General features: G+C 71.0%; 13 protein-coding genes. 9 read left to right on the forward strand and 4 right to left on the reverse strand.

Translation table 11 applies throughout. The features are described from left to right. Positions 1-65: 65 nt before the first annotated feature. Positions 66-644: a two-component system response regulator gene (locus OG622_RS33195; protein WP_371580306.1), complete on the reverse strand. Its 579-nt coding sequence runs from the start codon at positions 642-644 to the stop codon at positions 66-68. Beyond that, positions 641-4,810: a HAMP domain-containing protein gene (locus tag OG622_RS33200; RefSeq protein ID WP_371580307.1), complete on the reverse strand. Its 4,170-nt coding sequence runs from the start codon at positions 4,808-4,810 to the stop codon at positions 641-643. The genes OG622_RS33195 and OG622_RS33200 overlap by 4 nt, the downstream gene beginning before the upstream one ends. A gap of 104 nt (positions 4,811-4,914) precedes the next feature. Between OG622_RS33200 and OG622_RS33205 the strand changes: the two genes are divergently transcribed. The 3 genes from OG622_RS33205 to OG622_RS33215 all read left to right on the forward strand — a co-directional run bounded on the left by OG622_RS33205 (position 4,915) and on the right by OG622_RS33215 (position 9,473). Then, on the forward strand, positions 4,915-7,380 hold the full coding sequence (locus tag OG622_RS33205) for a SpoIIE family protein phosphatase (RefSeq protein WP_371580308.1): 2,466 nt from the start codon (positions 4,915-4,917) through the stop codon (positions 7,378-7,380). Between the two features lie 165 nt (positions 7,381-7,545). Continuing rightward, a complete protein-coding gene (gene hemW / locus OG622_RS33210) occupies positions 7,546-8,778 on the forward strand; it encodes a radical SAM family heme chaperone HemW (protein WP_371580309.1) in 1,233 nt (410 codons plus the stop codon). Between the two features lie 104 nt (positions 8,779-8,882). Further along, on the forward strand, positions 8,883-9,473 hold the full coding sequence (locus OG622_RS33215) for a Uma2 family endonuclease (protein ID WP_371580310.1): 591 nt from the start codon (positions 8,883-8,885) through the stop codon (positions 9,471-9,473). Here the strand turns inward: OG622_RS33215 and OG622_RS33220 are convergent. Next, complete coding sequence (locus OG622_RS33220; RefSeq protein ID WP_371580311.1) at positions 9,451-10,266, reverse strand: DUF3097 domain-containing protein; 816 nt, start codon at positions 10,264-10,266, stop codon at positions 9,451-9,453. The two genes, OG622_RS33215 and OG622_RS33220, sit on opposite strands and share 23 nt — an antisense overlap. 42 nt (positions 10,267-10,308) lie before the next feature. Then, positions 10,309-11,064, reverse strand: a complete 756-nt coding sequence (locus OG622_RS33225) for an MBL fold metallo-hydrolase (RefSeq protein WP_371580312.1) — start codon at positions 11,062-11,064, stop codon at positions 10,309-10,311. A 336-nt stretch (positions 11,065-11,400) separates the two neighbouring features. Between OG622_RS33225 and hrcA the strand changes: the two genes are divergently transcribed. From hrcA to OG622_RS33255, 6 genes are all read left to right on the forward strand, one after another. Continuing rightward, complete coding sequence (gene hrcA / locus OG622_RS33230) at positions 11,401-12,417, forward strand: heat-inducible transcriptional repressor HrcA (RefSeq protein ID WP_371580313.1); 1,017 nt, start codon at positions 11,401-11,403, stop codon at positions 12,415-12,417. Next, the gene (gene dnaJ, locus OG622_RS33235) at positions 12,418-13,551 is read left to right on the forward strand and encodes a molecular chaperone DnaJ (RefSeq protein WP_328839275.1); all 1,134 of its coding nucleotides are present in this window, start codon (positions 12,418-12,420) and stop codon (positions 13,549-13,551) included. It abuts the gene before it with no gap. 182 nt (positions 13,552-13,733) lie between these two features. Then, entirely contained in the window at positions 13,734-14,888 is a 1,155-nt protein-coding gene (locus tag OG622_RS33240) for a nitronate monooxygenase (protein ID WP_371580314.1), read from the forward strand. Further along, a complete protein-coding gene (locus OG622_RS33245; protein ID WP_371580315.1) occupies positions 14,885-15,625 on the forward strand; it encodes a 16S rRNA (uracil(1498)-N(3))-methyltransferase in 741 nt (246 codons plus the stop codon). The genes OG622_RS33240 and OG622_RS33245 overlap by 4 nt, the downstream gene beginning before the upstream one ends. 43 nt (positions 15,626-15,668) lie before the next feature. Further along, positions 15,669-16,061 carry a VOC family protein gene (locus OG622_RS33250; RefSeq protein WP_371580316.1) on the forward strand — a complete coding sequence of 131 codons (393 nt, stop codon included), beginning with the start codon at positions 15,669-15,671 and terminating at the stop codon, positions 16,059-16,061. Positions 16,062-16,205: 144 nt separating this feature from the next. Beyond that, complete coding sequence (locus OG622_RS33255; protein WP_371580317.1) at positions 16,206-16,796, forward strand: hypothetical protein; 591 nt, start codon at positions 16,206-16,208, stop codon at positions 16,794-16,796. Positions 16,797-16,857 lie beyond the last annotated feature (61 nt).

The following is a 16,857-nucleotide window of genomic DNA, read 5'->3' on the forward strand; positions in this document are numbered from 1 at the left end:
CGTGGCTTGTCGTGGCTTGTCGCGCGCAAGCGTCGGAGCCGCGTGTCGATGCAGCCCCGCGCCCCTCAGGGGCAGCTGCCGTGGTCCTTTGTCACCAGGGCTCGGAGGTCCTGTAGCTGTATTCGGACCTCCGGCAGGTCCGGAGTGGATTCGGACAGTTGTTTCTGCAGGGCGGCCAGTTTCGAGTCGACCTGTTCCGCGAGCTCCCGTTGACCCGCCAGCACGCTCTCCAACTGCTGTGTCTTGCGGTGCAGGTCCAGGAAGACGCGCACCTTCGCTCGTAGCACCCAGGGGTCGAAGGGCTTGGTCAGGTAGTCCGCCGCGCCTGTGGCGTAGCCGCGGAAGGTGTAGCCCGCGTCCGCGTCGGTGCCGGTGAGGAAGATGATCGGGACGTCCTTGGTCTGGTCGAGGCGCTTGATGTTGGCGGCGGTCTCGAAGCCGTCCATGCCGGGCATGCGGATGTCGAGGAGGACGACGGCGAAGCGTTGCCGGAGGAGGGCCTTCATGGCCTCCTCGCCCGAACGGGCGCGTACCAGCGGCTCGTTGAGGGATGCCAGGACGGCCTCCAGGGCGATCAGGTTGTCCTCCATGTCGTCGACGAGGAGGATGCCCGCGCGTCCCTCGGTCCGGTCCTGAGTGGTCATGGTGAAGGTGCCTCGTTCTCGTCGGAGCGTTTCTCGGGTGCCGAATCCGCCGGGTCCGCCCCGTCCGCCGGGCTCTTCGTGCCCTCCGGGTCCAGGACCGCGCAGACGACCGTGAGCAGTTGGTCGACGTCCACGGGCTTCGGTACGTAGTCGTTGGCGCCGCGGACGATGGACTTCTCGCGGTCGCCGGGCATCGCCTTGGCGGTGAGGGCGACGATGGGCAGACCGGCCCAGCGCGGGGTGCGGCGGATGGCGGAGATCGTCTCGTACCCGTCCATCTCCGGCATCATGATGTCCATCAGGACGAGTTCGACGTCCGGGTTGCGCTCCAGGGTCTCGATGCCCTCGCGGCCGTTCTCCGCGTACAGGACGGTCATGCCGACGCGGCCCAGGACATGGGTGAGCGCGAAGACGTTGCGGATGTCGTCGTCGACGATCAACACCCGTCGGCCGGGCAGGACCTGACCGGCCCGTCCGGCCTTCCACGCCTCCAGCTTGGTGGGCGTCGGCCAGGTGTCGTCGCTGTCGTGGGCGGCCGGGTACGGCTCGATGGCCGACTGCTCGGGTACGAGGCCGCCGGGCTCCTCGGCGGTGGGGCCCGTCACCCCGTGGCCGGGGCTGAAGACGGGGACGTACAGCGTGAAGGTGGAGCCCCTGCCGGGGACGCTCTCGGCGATGATGCGGCCGCCCAGCAGGCCGGCGATCTCGCGGCTGATGGACAGGCCGAGGCCGGTGCCGCCGTACTTGCGGTTGGTGGTGCCGTCGGCCTGCTGGAACGCCTCGAAGATCACCGGGAGTTTCTCGGCCGCGATGCCGATCCCGGTATCGGAGACCGCGAAGGCGATCACCTCGTCGTGGTCCTCGCGGGTGAACCGGTGGTCGGGGTCCTTGACGCGGTTGACGGACAGCTCGACCCGGCCGGACGCGGTGAACTTGATCGCGTTGGAGAGGAGGTTGCGCAGGATCTGCTGGAGGCGCTGCTCGTCCGAGTACATCTCACGCGGCACGTTCTCGCCGACCGCGACCTCGAAGGCCAGGCCCCGGTCGAGGGTGAGCGGGCGGAACGTGGCGTGGACGTAGTCCAGGAGCTTGATGAGCGGGAGGCGCTTCGGGCGTACGTCCATCCGGCCCGCCTCGATCTTGGAGAGGTCCAGGATGTCGTTGATCAGCTGGAGGAGGTCCGAGCCGGAGCGGTGGATCGTGGTCGCGAACTGCACCTCCTGGTCCGTGAGATGGCCGTCCGGGTTGTCGGAGAGCAGCCGCGCCAGGATCAGGAGCGAGTTCAGCGGGGTGCGGAGTTCATGGGACATGTTCGCCAGGAACTCCGACTTGTACTGGGACGAGGTGGCCAACAGCGCGGCTTTCTCCTCCAGTTCGGCGTTGGAGCGCTGCAACTTCGCCTGCTGCTTCTGCAGTTCGTCGGAGCGCTCCTGGAGCTGCATGGCGAGGCGCTGGGACTCGCCGAGGAGCGACTCCGTACGGGAGTTGGCGATGATGGTGTTGATGGCGACGCCGATGGTGTTCACGAACTGGTCGAAGAACGCCAGGTGGACATCGGAGAAGGGCGAGAACGAGGCAAGCTCGATGACGCCGAGGAGCTTGTCCTCGAAGAGGATCGGGATGATGACGACGCTGGACGGGGAGGCCTCACCGAGGCCGCTGTTGATCTTGATGTAGCCCGGCGGGGCCTCCTCCACCAGGATCCGCTTCTTCTCGCGGGCCGCCTGCGCGACGAGTCCGTGCACGGGCAGGCCGCCGGTCTCGACGGTCGCGCCCTGCGCAGCGCCGTAGCCCGCGATGAAGGCGAGACCCTTGGTCGGCGCCACCGGGAGCGGGGCCGCGCCGTCCTCGGCGGGGTCGGCCAGGTAGAAGGCGCCGTACTGGGCGTTCACCAGCGGCGTCAGCTCGCGCAGGATCAGGTCGGCGACCTCCATCAGGTCGCGGTGGCCCTGCATCAGGGCGGCGAGGCGGGCGAGGTTGGACTCCAGCCAGTCCTTCGCGCGGGTGGTCTCGCGGAGGTTGGCCACCATCAGGTTGATGTTGTCCTTCAGCTCGGCGACCTCACCCTGCGTCTCCACCGTGATCGAGCGGGACATGTCGCCCTGCGCCACGGCGGAGGCGACCTCGGCGATCGCGCGGACCTGGGTGGTCAGGTTCGACGCGAGTTCGTTCACGTTCGTCGTCAGGCGCTTCCAGGTGCCGTACACGCCCTCGACCCTCGCCTGGCCGCCGAGCCGGCCCTCGGAGCCGACCTCGCGGGCGACCCGGGTGACCTCGGAGGAGAAGGAGGAGAGGGTGTCGACCATCGTGTTGATGGCGGTCTTCAGCTCCAGGATCTCGCCGCGCGCGTCCACGTCGATCTTCTTGGAGAGGTCGCCGTTCGCCACGGCAGTGGTCACCTGGGCGATGTTCCTGACCTGGGACGTCAGGTTGTCCGCCATGTAGTTGACGTTGTCGGTGAGGTCGCGCCAGACCCCCGACACACCCAGCACCTGGGCGCGCCCGCCGAGCGCGCCGTCGGTGCCGACCTCGCGGGCGACCCTCGTCACCTCGTCGGCGAAGGCCCGCAACTGCTCCACCATCGTGTTGACGGTGTCCTTCAGTTCCAGGATCTCGCCGCGCGCGTCGACGGTGATCTTCTTGGAGAGGTCGCCGTTGGCGACGGCTGTCGTCACCTGTGCGATGTTGCGGACCTGCGAAGTCAGGTTCAGGGCCATGAAGTTGACGTTGTCGGTGAGGTCCTTCCAGACGCCGGAGACGCCCCGGACCTGCGCCTGGCCGCCGAGGTTGCCCTCGGTGCCGACCTCGCGGGCGACGCGGGTGACCTCGTCGGCGAAGGCGGAGAGCTGGTCGACCATCGTGTTGATCGTCGACTTGAGTTCGAGGATCTCGCCCTTCGCCTCGACCGTGATCTTCTTGCCGAGATCGCCCTGAGCGACGGCCGTGGAGACGAGGGCGATGTTCCTGACCTGGGACGTCAGGTTGTCCGCCATGAAGTTGACGTTGTCGGTGAGGTCCTTCCAGACGCCGGAGACGCCCCGGACCTGGGCCCGGCCGCCGAGGTTGCCCTCGGTGCCGACCTCGCGGGCGACGCGGGTGACCTCGTCGGCGAAGGCGGAGAGCTGGTCGACCATCGTGTTGATGGTGGACTTCAGCTCCAGGATCTCGCCCTGCGCGTCGACCGTGATCTTCTGGCTCAGGTCGCCGTTGGCGACGGCCGTGGTCACCTGGGCGATGTTGCGGACCTGTGAAGTCAGGTTCGAGGCCATGAAGTTGACGTTGTCGGTGAGGTCCTTCCAGACCCCGGAGACGCCCCGGACCTGGGCCCGGCCGCCGAGCTGACCCTCGGTGCCGACCTCGCGGGCGACCCTCGTCACCTCGTCGGCGAAGGCGGAGAGCTGGTCGACCATCGTGTTCACGGTGAGCTTCAGCTCCAGCAGCTCGCCGGTCGCCTCGACGGTCACCGTGCGGGTGAGGTCGCCGCGCGCCACCGAGGTGGTCACCAGGGCGATGTCCCGCACCTGCGCGGTCAGCCGGGAGGCCATCGTGTTGACCGCCTCCGTCACGTCCCGCCAACTCCCGGACAGGCCACGGACCTTGGCCCGGCCGCCGAGCCGCCCCTCCGTGCCGACCTCGCGGGCGACCCGGGTCACCTCGCCGGTGAACAGCGACAGCTGGTCGACCATCTTGTTCACGGCCCGCCCCAGCCGCCGCAGGTCGCCCCGCAGTTGACGGTTGCCGTCATGCAGGTCGACGCGCTGGGTCAGATCGCCGCCGGCCACCGCGTCCAGCACGCGCGTGGCGTTCGCGGCGGGGGCGACCAGGGCGTCGAGCGTCTGGTTCACGTCGTCGACCCGGTTCGCCCAGGCACCCTGGCCCGGACTGGCCGAGAGCCGCTCGTCGAGGCGGCCGTGCCGCACCAACTCCCGCCGCACGCGCTGCACTTCGGTGCCGAAGTGGGTGCTGCGGTCGATGATCTGGTTGAAGAGGGCGCACAGCTCCGCCACCGGCGCGGGGCCCGCCTCCGGGACCTTCGTGAAGCTGCCGTCGCGGGCGGCGGTCATGGCCGCGATCAGCGCGCGGAGATCGGATGCCCGGATCGGTCCGTCCGTTTGGCTGTCTTTCTGGCCGTTTTCGAGCACCCGCGTAGCACTGTTGTCACTCATGGTGGCCCACTTCGGTAACTCGGCGCTTATGGGCGTGGTCAGTCTGTCACTCTGGCCGTGCCGCCTGAGGCCTATTCGTCCGAACTTTCTCAGGGAGCCGCTCAGTGGGGGCCATTCCGACGCAACGGGACCTCGTGTCCTGTGCTCCTGATGCGCCGGCGCGCGTCGGGCCCGAGTCCCTGCCCGCCGCGCCCGCGTACGCGGGCAGCGACCGGCGCGCGGTGGCGCATGTGTCGCTTCCCAGCGGTCCGCTCGCGCCGGGAGCCGCCCGGCGCTTCGTCGGCGCCGCGCTCGCGGAGTGGGCCGAGCTCGACCTGCCCGGCGCCCGCGCCCTCTCCGCCCGCCTCGTCGAGGACGCGCTCGTGGTGGTCAGCGAGTTGGTCACCAACGCGGTCGTCCACGCGGGCACGGACGTCGAACTGCTGTGCCGTCTCGGCCGCGACGCCCCGGCCACCGCCGGCTGGCTGCTCGTCGAGGTCGCGGACCACCACCCCTCCAGGGCGGTACGGGACGAGGGCGCCGAACGCCCCTACCTCGTCGAACGTCCTTACGGGGCCGCCGAGTACGGACGCGGCCTGCGCCTGGTCGCCGCGCTCTCCGAGGCCTGGGGCATCACCTACCGGACCGGTGCGAAGACCGTCTGGGCCCAGCTGTCGGTCGACGGGGCGATGGCGGTGGAGGGCGCGTTCGGTGCGTACGTCGGTGGTGAGGGGGGCGTCGGGGACGGAGACGGCTTGGGCGCTGCGGGCAGTGAGGAGGCCGAGGAGGTCCAGGGGGTCCAAGGCGTCCAAGGTGTCCAGGGGGGCGAGGGGGTCGAGGGCTGGGATGCGCGGGCGTACGCCGGTGCTGACGGAGCGCGGGAGTGCGAAGGCGCGCGGGGGTACGCCGGTTACTCCGGCTACGCCGGTGAGGCACGCCCCGGACACGGCGCGGGCCCGGTCGATCTGGTCGCCCCCATGCCCCGGCATGGCGTGGAGCACGACCGGGAGTGGCTGAACCGGGGTGCGCTCTCCTTCCTCGCCGAGGCCTCCGATCTGCTCGCCGGGCAGCTGGACGAGGATCTGGTCGCCGCGCTCGCCGGACAGCTGCTGGTGCCGAGGCTGGCCGACTGGTGCGCGGTGTGGCTGGAGGAGGAGGGGCTGGGCTGGCGCGGCGGCGACGGTTCACTCGGCCCGGCGCCACGGCTCGCCCGCGTCTGGCACGGCAGCGAGAACCGCATCGAGGAACTGCGCCGAGCACTGGAGAAGGACCCACCGAGGCTGCCGGAGTCGGTGCGGTCGCGGGCGGTGCCTGTGCCGTGGCCGGAAACGGGATCGGGGACCGAGGGGACGGCATCGGGTTCGGGGACCGGAACGGGGGCTGCACGGGGTTCGGGGACCGGCGCGGGGACCGGAACGGCTTCCGGGACCGGAGCGGGGATTGCACCGGATTCGGAACCCGGAACGGATTCTGGGGCCGGAACGGTGAGCGGACGCGCTTCAGAGACCGGACCCGCTCCTGAGACCGGAACCGGGAATGGGGCACTCGAAGGCCAAGGCAGGCCGGCCGAGGAGGACCAAGGCGGGCCGGCGAAGGAGGGCGATGGTGGGCCGCCAAAGGAGGGCGAAGGCGGCGCCGCGCTCGCCTACCGGCTGATCGCCGGAGGGCGGCCGCTCGGCACGCTCGTCATCGGCCGGGCCGGACTCCTGCGCTTCCCGGACGAGGTCACCGGGCTGGTCGAGGACCTCAGCCGACGGATCGCGCTGTCCATCGGCGCGGCCCGCCAGTACGCCCGCCAGGCCACCATCAGCCGAGTCCTGCAGCGCGGACTGCTGCCGGGCGCGGTCGCCGAGATCCCCGGAGTGAAGAGCGCGCTCGTGTACGAGCCGTGCGACAAGGGCGGACCCAGTGGCGACTTCTACGACCTGTTCCCGGCGGGCCGGGGCCGCTGGTGCTTCGCGATCGGCGACGTGCAGGGCAAGGGCCCCGAGGCAGCGGTGGTCATCGGCCTCGCCCGGCCCTGGCTGCGGCTGCTCGCCCGCGAGGGGTACGGCGTCGCGGACGTGCTCGACCGCCTCAACCAGCTCCTCCTGGACGACGCGACCGAGGCGGCGGACGCCGCCGCCCGTGCCCTGGTCACGGCCGGCGACCCCGGCCTCGTCGACCCCGAGGGCCCACAGACCCGCTTCCTCTCCCTCCTCTACGGCGAACTCGTCCCCGTCGAGGGTGGGGTCCGCTGCACCCTCGTCTCCGCCGGGCACCCGCTGCCGCTGCTCCTGAGCCCGGACGGCGACGTACGGGCCGTGGCCGAGCCGCAGACGCTGCTGGGGGTGATCGAGGACACCGAGTACGTCTCCGAGACGTTCGAGCTGCGCTGCGGCGACACGCTGCTGTGCGTGACCGACGGGGTCACCGAGCGGCGCAGCGGCCCGCGCATGTTCGACGACGGGGACGGCCTCGCCGCCGTGCTCTCCGACTGCGCCGGGCTCGACGCCCAGCTGATCGCCGAACGGATCCGACGACTCGTGCACGAGTTCGGGGAAGGCCCGCCTGACGACGATCTGGCGCTGCTGGTGCTGCAGGCGGAGTGACGGAAGCGGAGCGATGGAAGCGGAGTCCCGGAAGGGGCATGCATGCCGGAAGAGTCATGCCGGAAGCAGCGTGACCGAAGCGATGTGACCGAAGCGATGTGCCCGAAGCGGCGTGACGGAAAGTGACGGAATCCGTCCGTCGGCCGGTGCTGGACAATGGAAGGCATGCCTTCCGCACTCCCCGACGGCGAGCCCGTCCCCGATGACGGGGCGCTGCCCGCGCACGCCCTGGCCGGCGCGGCCGAGCGGCCCCTCGGGTTCTATCTGCACGTCCCGTACTGCGCTACCCGCTGCGGCTACTGCGACTTCAACACCTACACCGCGACCGAGCTGCGCGGCACCGGCGGTGTCCTCGCCTCCCGCGACAACTACGCGGACACGGTCGTCGACGAGATCCGCCTCGCCCGCAAGGTCCTCGGCGACGACCCGCGTCCCGTCCGTACGGTCTTCGTCGGCGGCGGCACACCCACGCTGCTGGCCGCCGACGACCTCGTACGGATGCTGGGGGCGGTCCGGGAGGAGTTCGGGCTCGCGGACGACGCGGAGGTGACGACGGAGGCGAACCCGGAGTCGGTCGACCCCGCCTATCTGGAGACCCTCCGCGCGGGCGGCTTCAACCGCCTCTCCTTCGGTATGCAGAGCGCCCGGCAGCACGTCCTGAAGATCCTCGACCGTACGCACACGCCGGGGCGCCCGGAGGCGTGCGTCGCGGAGGCCCGTGCGGCGGGCTTCGACCACGTCAACCTCGACCTGATCTACGGCACACCGGGGGAGTCCGACGACGACTGGCGGGCCTCCCTGGACGCCGCGCTCGGCGCCGGACCGGACCACGTCTCGGCGTACGCGCTGATCGTCGAGGAGGGCACGCAGCTTGCCCGGCGCATCCGGCGGGGCGAGGTCCCGATGACGGACGACGACGTCCACGCCGACCGCTACCTGATCGCCGAGGAGATGCTCTCGGCCGCCGGCTTCGACTGGTACGAGGTCTCCAACTGGGCCACCTCCACCGCCGGCCGTTGCCTCCACAACGAGCTGTACTGGCGCGGCGCCGACTGGTGGGGCGCGGGGCCGGGGGCCCACAGCCACGTCGGCGGCGTGCGCTGGTGGAACGTCAAGCATCCGGGCGCGTACGCGGGCGCGTTGGCGGCGGGGAGGTCACCGGGGGCCGGGCGTGAGTTGCTGGCGGACGAGGACCGCCGCGTCGAACGGATCCTGCTGGAGCTGAGGCTCCGGGAGGGCTGCCCGTTGTCCTTGCTGCGGGAGGAAGGCCTGGCGGCGGCCGGACGCGCCCTGTCCGACGGGCTGCTGGAGGCGGGGCCGTACGAGGAGGGACGCGCGGTGCTCACGCTGCGGGGGCGGTTGCTGGCGGACGCGGTGGTGCGGGACTTGGTGGACTGATCACCCTGGTGGGTGAATCCGTGCGGAACGGGGGTTCGGTACCTAACCTGGTCCGTAGGCTGCCGCCGTAATTGCACGGTGGCGGAAACCGGAGGGCTGCGGAGATGACCGCTGTGGACGACCGACCGATGACCACCGACATCGTGAAGTTCTTCGAGAGCTTTGAGTTTCCCGAAGGATTCAAGGTCGAGCTCCTCCGGGGGGAAATTGTGATGATGGCGGGGCCGGACGTGGCCCACAACGACATCCTGGAGGCGGTTGTGGACCAGATCCCCCGCCAGCAGTGGCGGCGACTGCAGACCCAGGACATTGCCATGCTCGAAGAGACCAGTGAACCGCAGCCGGACCTTGTGGTGATCGAGCGTGGCTCTGGACCGGGTCACGGGAGGCTGATGCCGTCGGAGGTCATCACCATGCTTCTGGAGGTCGTTTCCAAGACGAGCGTGGCCCGCGACTATGGCGTCAAACGGTCGATCTACGCGGCGGCACAGGTACCTGCCTACCTCATCATCGACCCTGTTATGGCCCAGTGTGTACTGCTTACTGAACCGACGGGCCATGGCGAAGACGCGGACTACCGCTGCCAACGCATCACCAAGTTCGGCGACCTCACCCCGCTGGAGCCCATCGGTATCGAGCTGGATACCAGCGAGTTCGCCGCATACGAGAACGTCAGGCCCCACCGCTATCCGTGACGAAGTCGATCAGCTCCTCCACCCTCCCCAGCAACTCCGGCTCCAGGTCCTTGTAGGAGCCCACCCGCGCCAGAATCGCCTGCCACACCGCCCCGGTGTTCTCCGAAGGCCACCCCAGCGCCCGGCACACCCCCGTCTTCCAGTCCTGCCCCCGCGGCACGCGCGGCCACGCCTCGATGCCCACTGACGACGGCTTCACGGCCTCCCAGATGTCGATGTACGGGTGGCCCACGACCAGCGCGTGTTCGCTCGTCACCGCCTCGGCGATACGGGACTCCTTGCTGCCCGGGACCAAGTGGTCGACCAGCACGCCCAATCTCGCATCAGGCCCCGGCGCGAACTCGGCGACGATCGCGGGGAGGTCGTCCACGCCCTCCAGGTACTCCACCACCACGCCCTCGATACGGAGGTCGTCGCCCCAGACCCGCTCGACGAGTTCGGCGTCGTGGCGGCCCTCGACGTAGATGCGGCCGGCGCGGGCCACGCGGGCGCGGGCGCCGGGGACGGCGACCGAGCCGGAGGCCGTGCGGGAGGGGCGGCCGGGGGCCGCCGACGAGGGGCGTACCAGGGTCACCACCCGGCCCTCCAGCAGGAAGCCCCGGGGTTCCAGCGGGAACACGCGGTGTTTGCCGAAGCGGTCCTCCAGCGTCACCGTGCCCGCCTCGCAGCGGACGACCGCGCCGCAGAAGCCGGTGTCGGACTCCTCGACGACCAGACCGGGGTCGGCCGGGACCTCGGGAGCCGGCTTGGGCTTCTTCCAGGGAGGGGTCAGGTCGGGTGAGTACTGGCGCATTCGGATGACGATAGGAGAAGCCGCGCCCGGATGTCCCGGTGCTCAGCCCGACACGCCGAAGCGCCGTGCCAGCGCGTCCCGTTGGGCCCGTACGAACGCCGCGTCCACCACCGCCCCGTGGCCGGGCACGTACAGCGCGTCCTCGCCGCCCAGATCCAGGAGCCGGTCCAGGGCGGCCGGCCAGCGGGAGGGGATCGCGTCGGGGCCCGCCTGGGGTTCGCCGGACTCCTCGACCAGGTCCCCGCAGAACACGACCCCCGGAGACCCCGCCGAGCCCTCGGTGGCCGGCCGGCCCGGGACCAGGACCGCCAGGTCGTGGCCCGTGTGCCCCGGGCCCACGTTCGCCAGGAGCACCCGGACGTCACCGCCCAGGTCGAGCGTCCACTCGCCGGAGACATGGTGGCGTGGGTGTACGAGGAGGTCGGCGGCCTCGGCGGCGTCCCCCGGCGGGAGACCGTGGCGGACGGCGTCGGCGCGGAGGGTTTCACAGTCACGGGTCAGGACGCCGTCGACGCCCACCGCGCCGAAGACCTCCACCCCGGCGAACGCGGCCGCCCCGAAGGCATGGTCGAAGTGGGGGTGGGTGAGGGCGAGATGTGTCACATGGGCGCCACCGAGCAGGCGGCACGCCTCGGTGCGCAACCGCGCGCCCTCCCGCAGGCTCGAACCCGCGTCGATCATGAGGGCCGAACCGCCCCCGACCACCAGCCCGACCGTACAGTCCCAGCCGGGGAGGCGGCACCGTCCGACCCGGGGCGTCAATCCCTGCCATCCGCACTCTTCCCAAGTCACCGTCATGCGCCGACGCTAGCTGTAGCTCCCCGCGCGCCGGGTGAGGGAGGGTGTCGGAGGAGGCAGACGGGCGGGGTTCGGGTCGGCCGCGGGCGGGTCGAACGGTGCCGTGGCCACCGAGGGGCCGGCGGCCGGCGGCCCGGGTGGCGCCGACATCGTACGTACCAGTCGGTAGGAAGTGACCCGACATCGCCGGACAGGTCGGTACACGTCGGCATGCCATGGCTGGACCGGCCTTGCCGGGGGCGTACCCCACCGCCGTACACTGGGCGGGGAGTGTTGGCACTCGCCCGGGGTGAGTGCCAAGGGAGAGTCACAGGAGAGCGACTGGAGGTGTGCGCGGTGCTCAGTGAACGCAGACTCCAGGTGCTGCGCGCCATCGTCCAGGACTACGTGGGCACCGAGGAGCCGGTGGGTTCCAAGGCGCTCACGGAGCGGCACAACCTGGGTGTCTCCCCGGCGACCGTCCGCAACGACATGGCGGCGCTGGAGGACGAGGGCTTCATCGCCCAGCCCCACACCAGCGCGGGCCGCATCCCCACCGACAAGGGGTACCGGCTCTTCGTCGACAAGCTGGCCGGCGTCAAACCGATGACCCCGCCCGAGCGGCGCGCCATCCAGAACTTCCTGGACGGCGCCGTCGATCTCGACGACGTGGTGGCCAGGACCGTACGGCTGCTCGCGCAGCTCACCCGGCAGGTCGCCGTAGTGCAGTATCCGTCGCTCACGCGGTCGACGGTGCGGCACGTGGAGCTGTTGTCGCTGGCCCCCGCCCGGCTGATGCTCGTGCTGATCACGGACACGGGACGGGTGGAGCAGCGGCTGGTGGACTGCCCGGCGCCGTTCGGAGAAACGTCACTCGCGGATCTGCGCGCCCGGCTCAACAGCAAGATCGCGGGCCGCCGGTTCACCGACGTGCCGAGGCTGGTCGAGGACCTGCCCGAGGCGTTCGACGTCGAGGACCGGGGCACGGTCACCACGGTGCTCTCCACCCTGCTGGAGGCACTCGTCGAGGAGAGCGAGGAGCGGCTGATGATCGGCGGTACCGCCAATCTCACCCGCTTCGGACATGACTTCCCCCTCACCATCCGGCCCGTTCTGGAAGCCTTGGAGGAGCAGGTCGTCCTCCTCAAGTTGCTTGGCGAGGCCGGAGATTCGGGCATGACCGTACGCATCGGTCATGAGAACGCGTATGAGGGACTCAACTCCACGTCCGTCGTCTCCGTCGGTTACGGTTCGGGCGGCGAGGCAGTAGCGAAACTGGGCGTGGTCGGACCCACGCGCATGGACTATCCGGGAACGATGGGAGCGGTACGAGCGGTGGCACGGTACGTCGGACAGATCCTGGCGGAGTCCTGAGTGGCCACGGACTACTACGCCGTGCTCGGCGTGCGCCGCGACGCTTCCCAGGACGAGATCAAGAAGGCGTTCCGGAGGCTCGCGCGCGAGCTGCATCCGGACGTCAACCCCGATCCGAAGACCCAGGAGCGGTTCAAGGAGATCAACGCCGCTTACGAGGTGCTCTCGGACCCGCAGAAGAAGCAGGTCTACGACCTCGGCGGCGACCCGCTGTCCCAGGCAGGCGGCGGCGCGGGCGGCTTCGGCGCCGGTGGCTTCGGGAACTTCTCGGACATCATGGACGCCTTCTTCGGTACGGCGTCCCAGCGGGGTCCTCGGTCGCGTACGCGCCGGGGGCAGGACGCGATGATCCGGCTGGAGATCGACCTCGACGAGGCGGCCTTCGGTACGACGAAGGACATCCAGGTCGACACGGCCGTCGTGTGCACGACCTGCAGCGGCGAGGGCGCGGCTCCGGGTACGACCGCGCAGACCTGTGACATGTGCCGTGGTCGCGGTGAGGTCTCGCAGGTCACGCGGTCCTTCCTCGGTCAGGTCATGACCTCACGGCCCTGCCCGCAGTGTCAGGGCTTCGGCACGATCGTCCCGAACCCGTGCCCCGAGTGCGCGGGCGACGGGCGGGTGCGGTCGCGGCGGACGCTCACGGTCAAGATCCCGGCCGGTGTCGACAACGGCACCCGGATCCAGCTGGCCGGTGAGGGCGAGGTCGGGCCCGGTGGCGGTCCCGCCGGTGACCTCTACGTCGAGATCCACGAGCTGCCGCACTCGACGTTCCAGCGACGTGGCGACGATCTGCACTGCACGGTGACGATCCCGATGACGGCGGCGTCTCTCGGTACGAAGGTGCCGCTGGAGACGCTGGACGGTCTGGAGGAGGTCGACATCCGGCCCGGGACACAGTCCGGGCAGTCGATCCCCCTGCACGGGCGGGGTGTCACGCATCTGCGGGGCGGCGGCCGTGGCGATCTGATCGTCCATGTCGAGGTCCAGACGCCGTCGAAGCTTGATCCTGAGCAGGAGGGGCTGCTGCGGCAGCTCGCCGTGCTGCGCGGGGAGGAACGGCCCACGGGGCAGTTCCAGCCCGGGCAGCAGGGCCTGTTCTCGCGACTGAAGGACGCGTTCAACGGGCGCTGACCGCTGGTACGCCGGGTGCGGGTGATGCGTGGCTGGTCGCGCCCGCCCGGCGGTCCCGCACCTGTCACGGTCCCGCGCCCCTTACCGGGCCAGGGCCCTTACGGCCTCGCGCCCCTTACCGGGCCGGGGCCCGCGCTCTTCCCCGATTCGGCGAAGTCCGGTGGGCATGGCAACATGCCGTCATGTCCTCCGCACTGACCGATCTCGTCCCGCTGCCGATCGTGCAGGCCCCGATGGCGGGCGGTGTGTCCGTGCCGCAGCTGGCCGCCGCCGTGTCCGAGGCGGGCGGGCTGGGGTTCCTCGCCGCCGGGTACAAGACGGCCGACGGGATGTATCAGGAGATCAAGACGCTCAGGGCGCTCACCTCGCGCCCTTTCGGCGTGAACCTGTTCATGCCGCAGCCGGAGTACCCCGGTGCAAGCACCGGCTCCACCGGAGCGGCTGACGCCGCGCCCCCTGCTGCCGCCGCCGTCGAGGTGTACGCGGAGCAGCTGGCCGGTGAGGCCACCTGGTACGACTCCGAGCTGGGCGACCCCGACAGCGGGCGCGACGACGGCTACGAGGCCAAGCTCGCGGTGCTGCTCGACAACCCCGTGCCGGTGGTGTCGTTCCACTTCGGCTGTCCGACACCCGAGGTCATCGAGTCCTTCGCCCGCAAGGGCACCCTCACCCTGGTCACCGCGACCTCGGCGGAGGAGGCCCAGGCCGTGGAGCGGTCCGGGGCCCATGCCGTGATCGTGCAGGGCGTCGAGGCGGGCGGCCACCAGGGCACCCACCGGGACGACCCCGAGCGGGACTGCGCCGGCATCGGCCTGCTCTCCCTGGTCACCCAGGTCCGCGAGGCCGTGGCGCTGCCGGTGGTCGCGGCCGGCGGCATCATGCGCGGCAGCCAGATCGCCGCCCTCCTCACGGCGGGTGCCAACGCGACCCAGCTCGGCACGGCGTTCCTCGCCACCACCGAGTCCGGCGCGCACGCCGTGCACAAGCAGGCGCTGACCGACCCCCTCTTCGTCCGCACGGAGCTGACCCGCGCCTTCTCCGGGCGCCCGGCCCGCGGTCTGCTCAACCGGTTCATGCGCGAGCACGGCCCGTACGCGCCCGTCGCCTACCCCGAGGTCCACCACCTCACCTCGCCGCTGCGCAAGGCCGCCGCCAAGGCCGGGGACGCGCAGGGCATGGCGCTGTGGGCCGGGCAGGGGCACCGGATGGCCCGGCGCCTGCCTGCCGGGGAGCTGGTCGAGGTGCTGGCCGCCGAGATCGCCGCCGCGCAGGCCGAGCAGGCCTCCGCGCGGATCGGCAGCCGGGGTGGCGGACAGACCGGGAGCGAGGGCCGATGACCGCACCCGTGTTCGTGGTGGACCGCTTCGACGGCCGGGGACCGGAGATCGTGCTCGACGGCCCCGAGGGGCGGCACGCCGTCTCGGTGAAGCGGCTGAAGCCCGGTGAGGACGTCGTCCTCACCGACGGGCGGGGCCGGTGGCTGGAGGGCGTGGTGAAGGCCGCCGAGGGCAAGGACCGGCTGGTCGTCATGGACGTGGGATGCCTCCTTGAGGAGCCCCCGGCGCAGCCCCGTATCACCGTCGTCCAGGCGCTGCCCAAGGGCGACCGGGGCGAAGTGGCCGTGGAGACCATGACCGAGGTCGGGGTCGACGCGATCGTGCCCTGGGCCGCCTCCCGCTGCATCACCCAGTGGAAGGGCGACCGGGGGCTGAAGGCCCTCACCAAGTGGCGGTCCACCGCGCGGGAGGCGGGCAAGCAGTCCCGCCGGGTGCGGTTCCCCGAGGTCGCTGACGCGGCCACGAGCAAGCAGGTCGCGGCGCTGCTGGCGAAGGCCGACTTCGCCGCCGTACTGCACGAGAGCGGCGACGGGACGCTGGCCACCGCCGAGCTGCCGGCGGCCGGGGAGATCGTGCTCGTCGTGGGGCCGGAGGGGGGCGTGTCGCCCGAGGAACTGGCGCTCTTCGGCGAGGCGGGCGCGCGGGCATACCGACTCGGGCCCAGTGTGCTGCGTACGTCGACCGCCGGGACGGCGGCCGGGGCGCTGCTGCTGGGCAGAACCGGACGCTGGTCCTGACCACCCCGGTCCGGACCGCCGTCCCCGAACCCCTGGGAGCATCGTGGAACTCGCCCAAGTAAGGCTGCTCGTCTCCGACTTCCCCGCCTGCTACCGCTTCTACGCCGATGTCCTCGGGCTGAAGCCGCAGTCCGGGGCGGCCGAGGGGCCGTACGAGAAGTTCAGTCCGGCGATCGGGTCCGCGGGCATCGCCCTGCAGGACCGCGCGATGATGGCGCAGGTGCTCGGGGAGCTGGCCGACGCCGCGAACGGGCACCGGTCGCTGGTCGTCCTGCGGGTCGACGACCTCGACACGTACTGCGAGCAGATCACCGCGCGCGGCGCGCGGCTCCTCCACGGGCCGGCACCCATGACCGACCGGATGCGCGTGGCCCATCTCAAGGACCCCGAGGGGAACTTGGTGGAGCTGCAGGAATGGCTGCTGCTGCGCGGCTGAGGCCCCTCTCGTCCGCGGACCACGGATCCACTCCGTCCGTGCACGACGTATCCACCCCGTCCGTGCACGACGGATTCACCCTTCCCGGCAGCATGACCGCATGCGGTCTTCCGTCGCGCGGCGGGCGGTGGCAGGCTGCCGTTCATGGGGGCATGGAGGCGTGTCAGGGCGTACCGGACAGGCGGGCGCAGGCTCCTGCTGGGAGCCGGGCTCGGGATCGGCGCGGTCCTCGGCCTGGTGGCCTGCGAGGGCGGCGGGCTCAACACCGGCGCGGTCGCGTTCACGACGGACCAGCTCGGCACCAAGGAGCTGGAGCGGCAGGGTCTCGACGTCCGGTGGCTCACCTGCACGGCGTCCTACGACAGCGACGGCGACGGTGACCGGCAGAGCGGCGGGAAGCAGGGTGACGGCGAGAAGTCCACGTCGCCTTCCGCGTCCGCCAATACCGTCGCGAACGTCGACTGCACGGGCGAGGACAAGGAAGGCCGGGACATCTCCCTCACCGGCAAGGTGACGAAAGAGGTCAACGGCAAGTGCGTCCGCGGCGACCTGAGAGCGAAGGTCGGCGGCAAGGAGTGGTTCCACGTCGACGTGCTCGGCAACTGCGACGCCCCCGACCCGGGGCCGAGCGCCGGGTCGCCGAACCCCGGTCGGCCGGGACCGACCGTCACGGTCACCGTCACCCAGACCATCTGGTGCCAGAAGGACCCGGCGTGCGTGCCCGAGGGCAAGTGAGGCCCGGCGCGAGGGACATGATCCAAACCCCTCCCAATCGGGCCGAACGCTGCTTACAGTG

Source organism: Streptomyces sp. NBC_01314 (assembly GCF_041435215.1).
GTDB lineage: Bacteria > Actinomycetota > Actinomycetes > Streptomycetales > Streptomycetaceae > Streptomyces.

Coding starts and splice junctions, on each gene's coding strand:
- OG622_RS33200 (WP_371580307.1), bottom strand. CDS start 4,810: ATGAGTGACAACAGTGCTACGCGGGTGCTCGAAAACGGCCAGAAAGAC.
- hemW (WP_371580309.1), top strand. CDS start 7,546: ATGCCTTCCGCACTCCCCGACGGCGAGCCCGTCCCCGATGACGGGGCG.
- OG622_RS33240 (WP_371580314.1), top strand. CDS start 13,734: ATGTCCTCCGCACTGACCGATCTCGTCCCGCTGCCGATCGTGCAGGCC.
- OG622_RS33225 (WP_371580312.1), bottom strand. CDS start 11,064: ATGACGGTGACTTGGGAAGAGTGCGGATGGCAGGGATTGACGCCCCGG.
- OG622_RS33245 (WP_371580315.1), top strand. CDS start 14,885: ATGACCGCACCCGTGTTCGTGGTGGACCGCTTCGACGGCCGGGGACCG.
- OG622_RS33255 (WP_371580317.1), top strand. CDS start 16,206: ATGGGGGCATGGAGGCGTGTCAGGGCGTACCGGACAGGCGGGCGCAGG.
- OG622_RS33220 (WP_371580311.1), bottom strand. CDS start 10,266: ATGCGCCAGTACTCACCCGACCTGACCCCTCCCTGGAAGAAGCCCAAG.
- OG622_RS33195 (WP_371580306.1), bottom strand. CDS start 644: ATGACCACTCAGGACCGGACCGAGGGACGCGCGGGCATCCTCCTCGTC.
- OG622_RS33215 (WP_371580310.1), top strand. CDS start 8,883: ATGACCGCTGTGGACGACCGACCGATGACCACCGACATCGTGAAGTTC.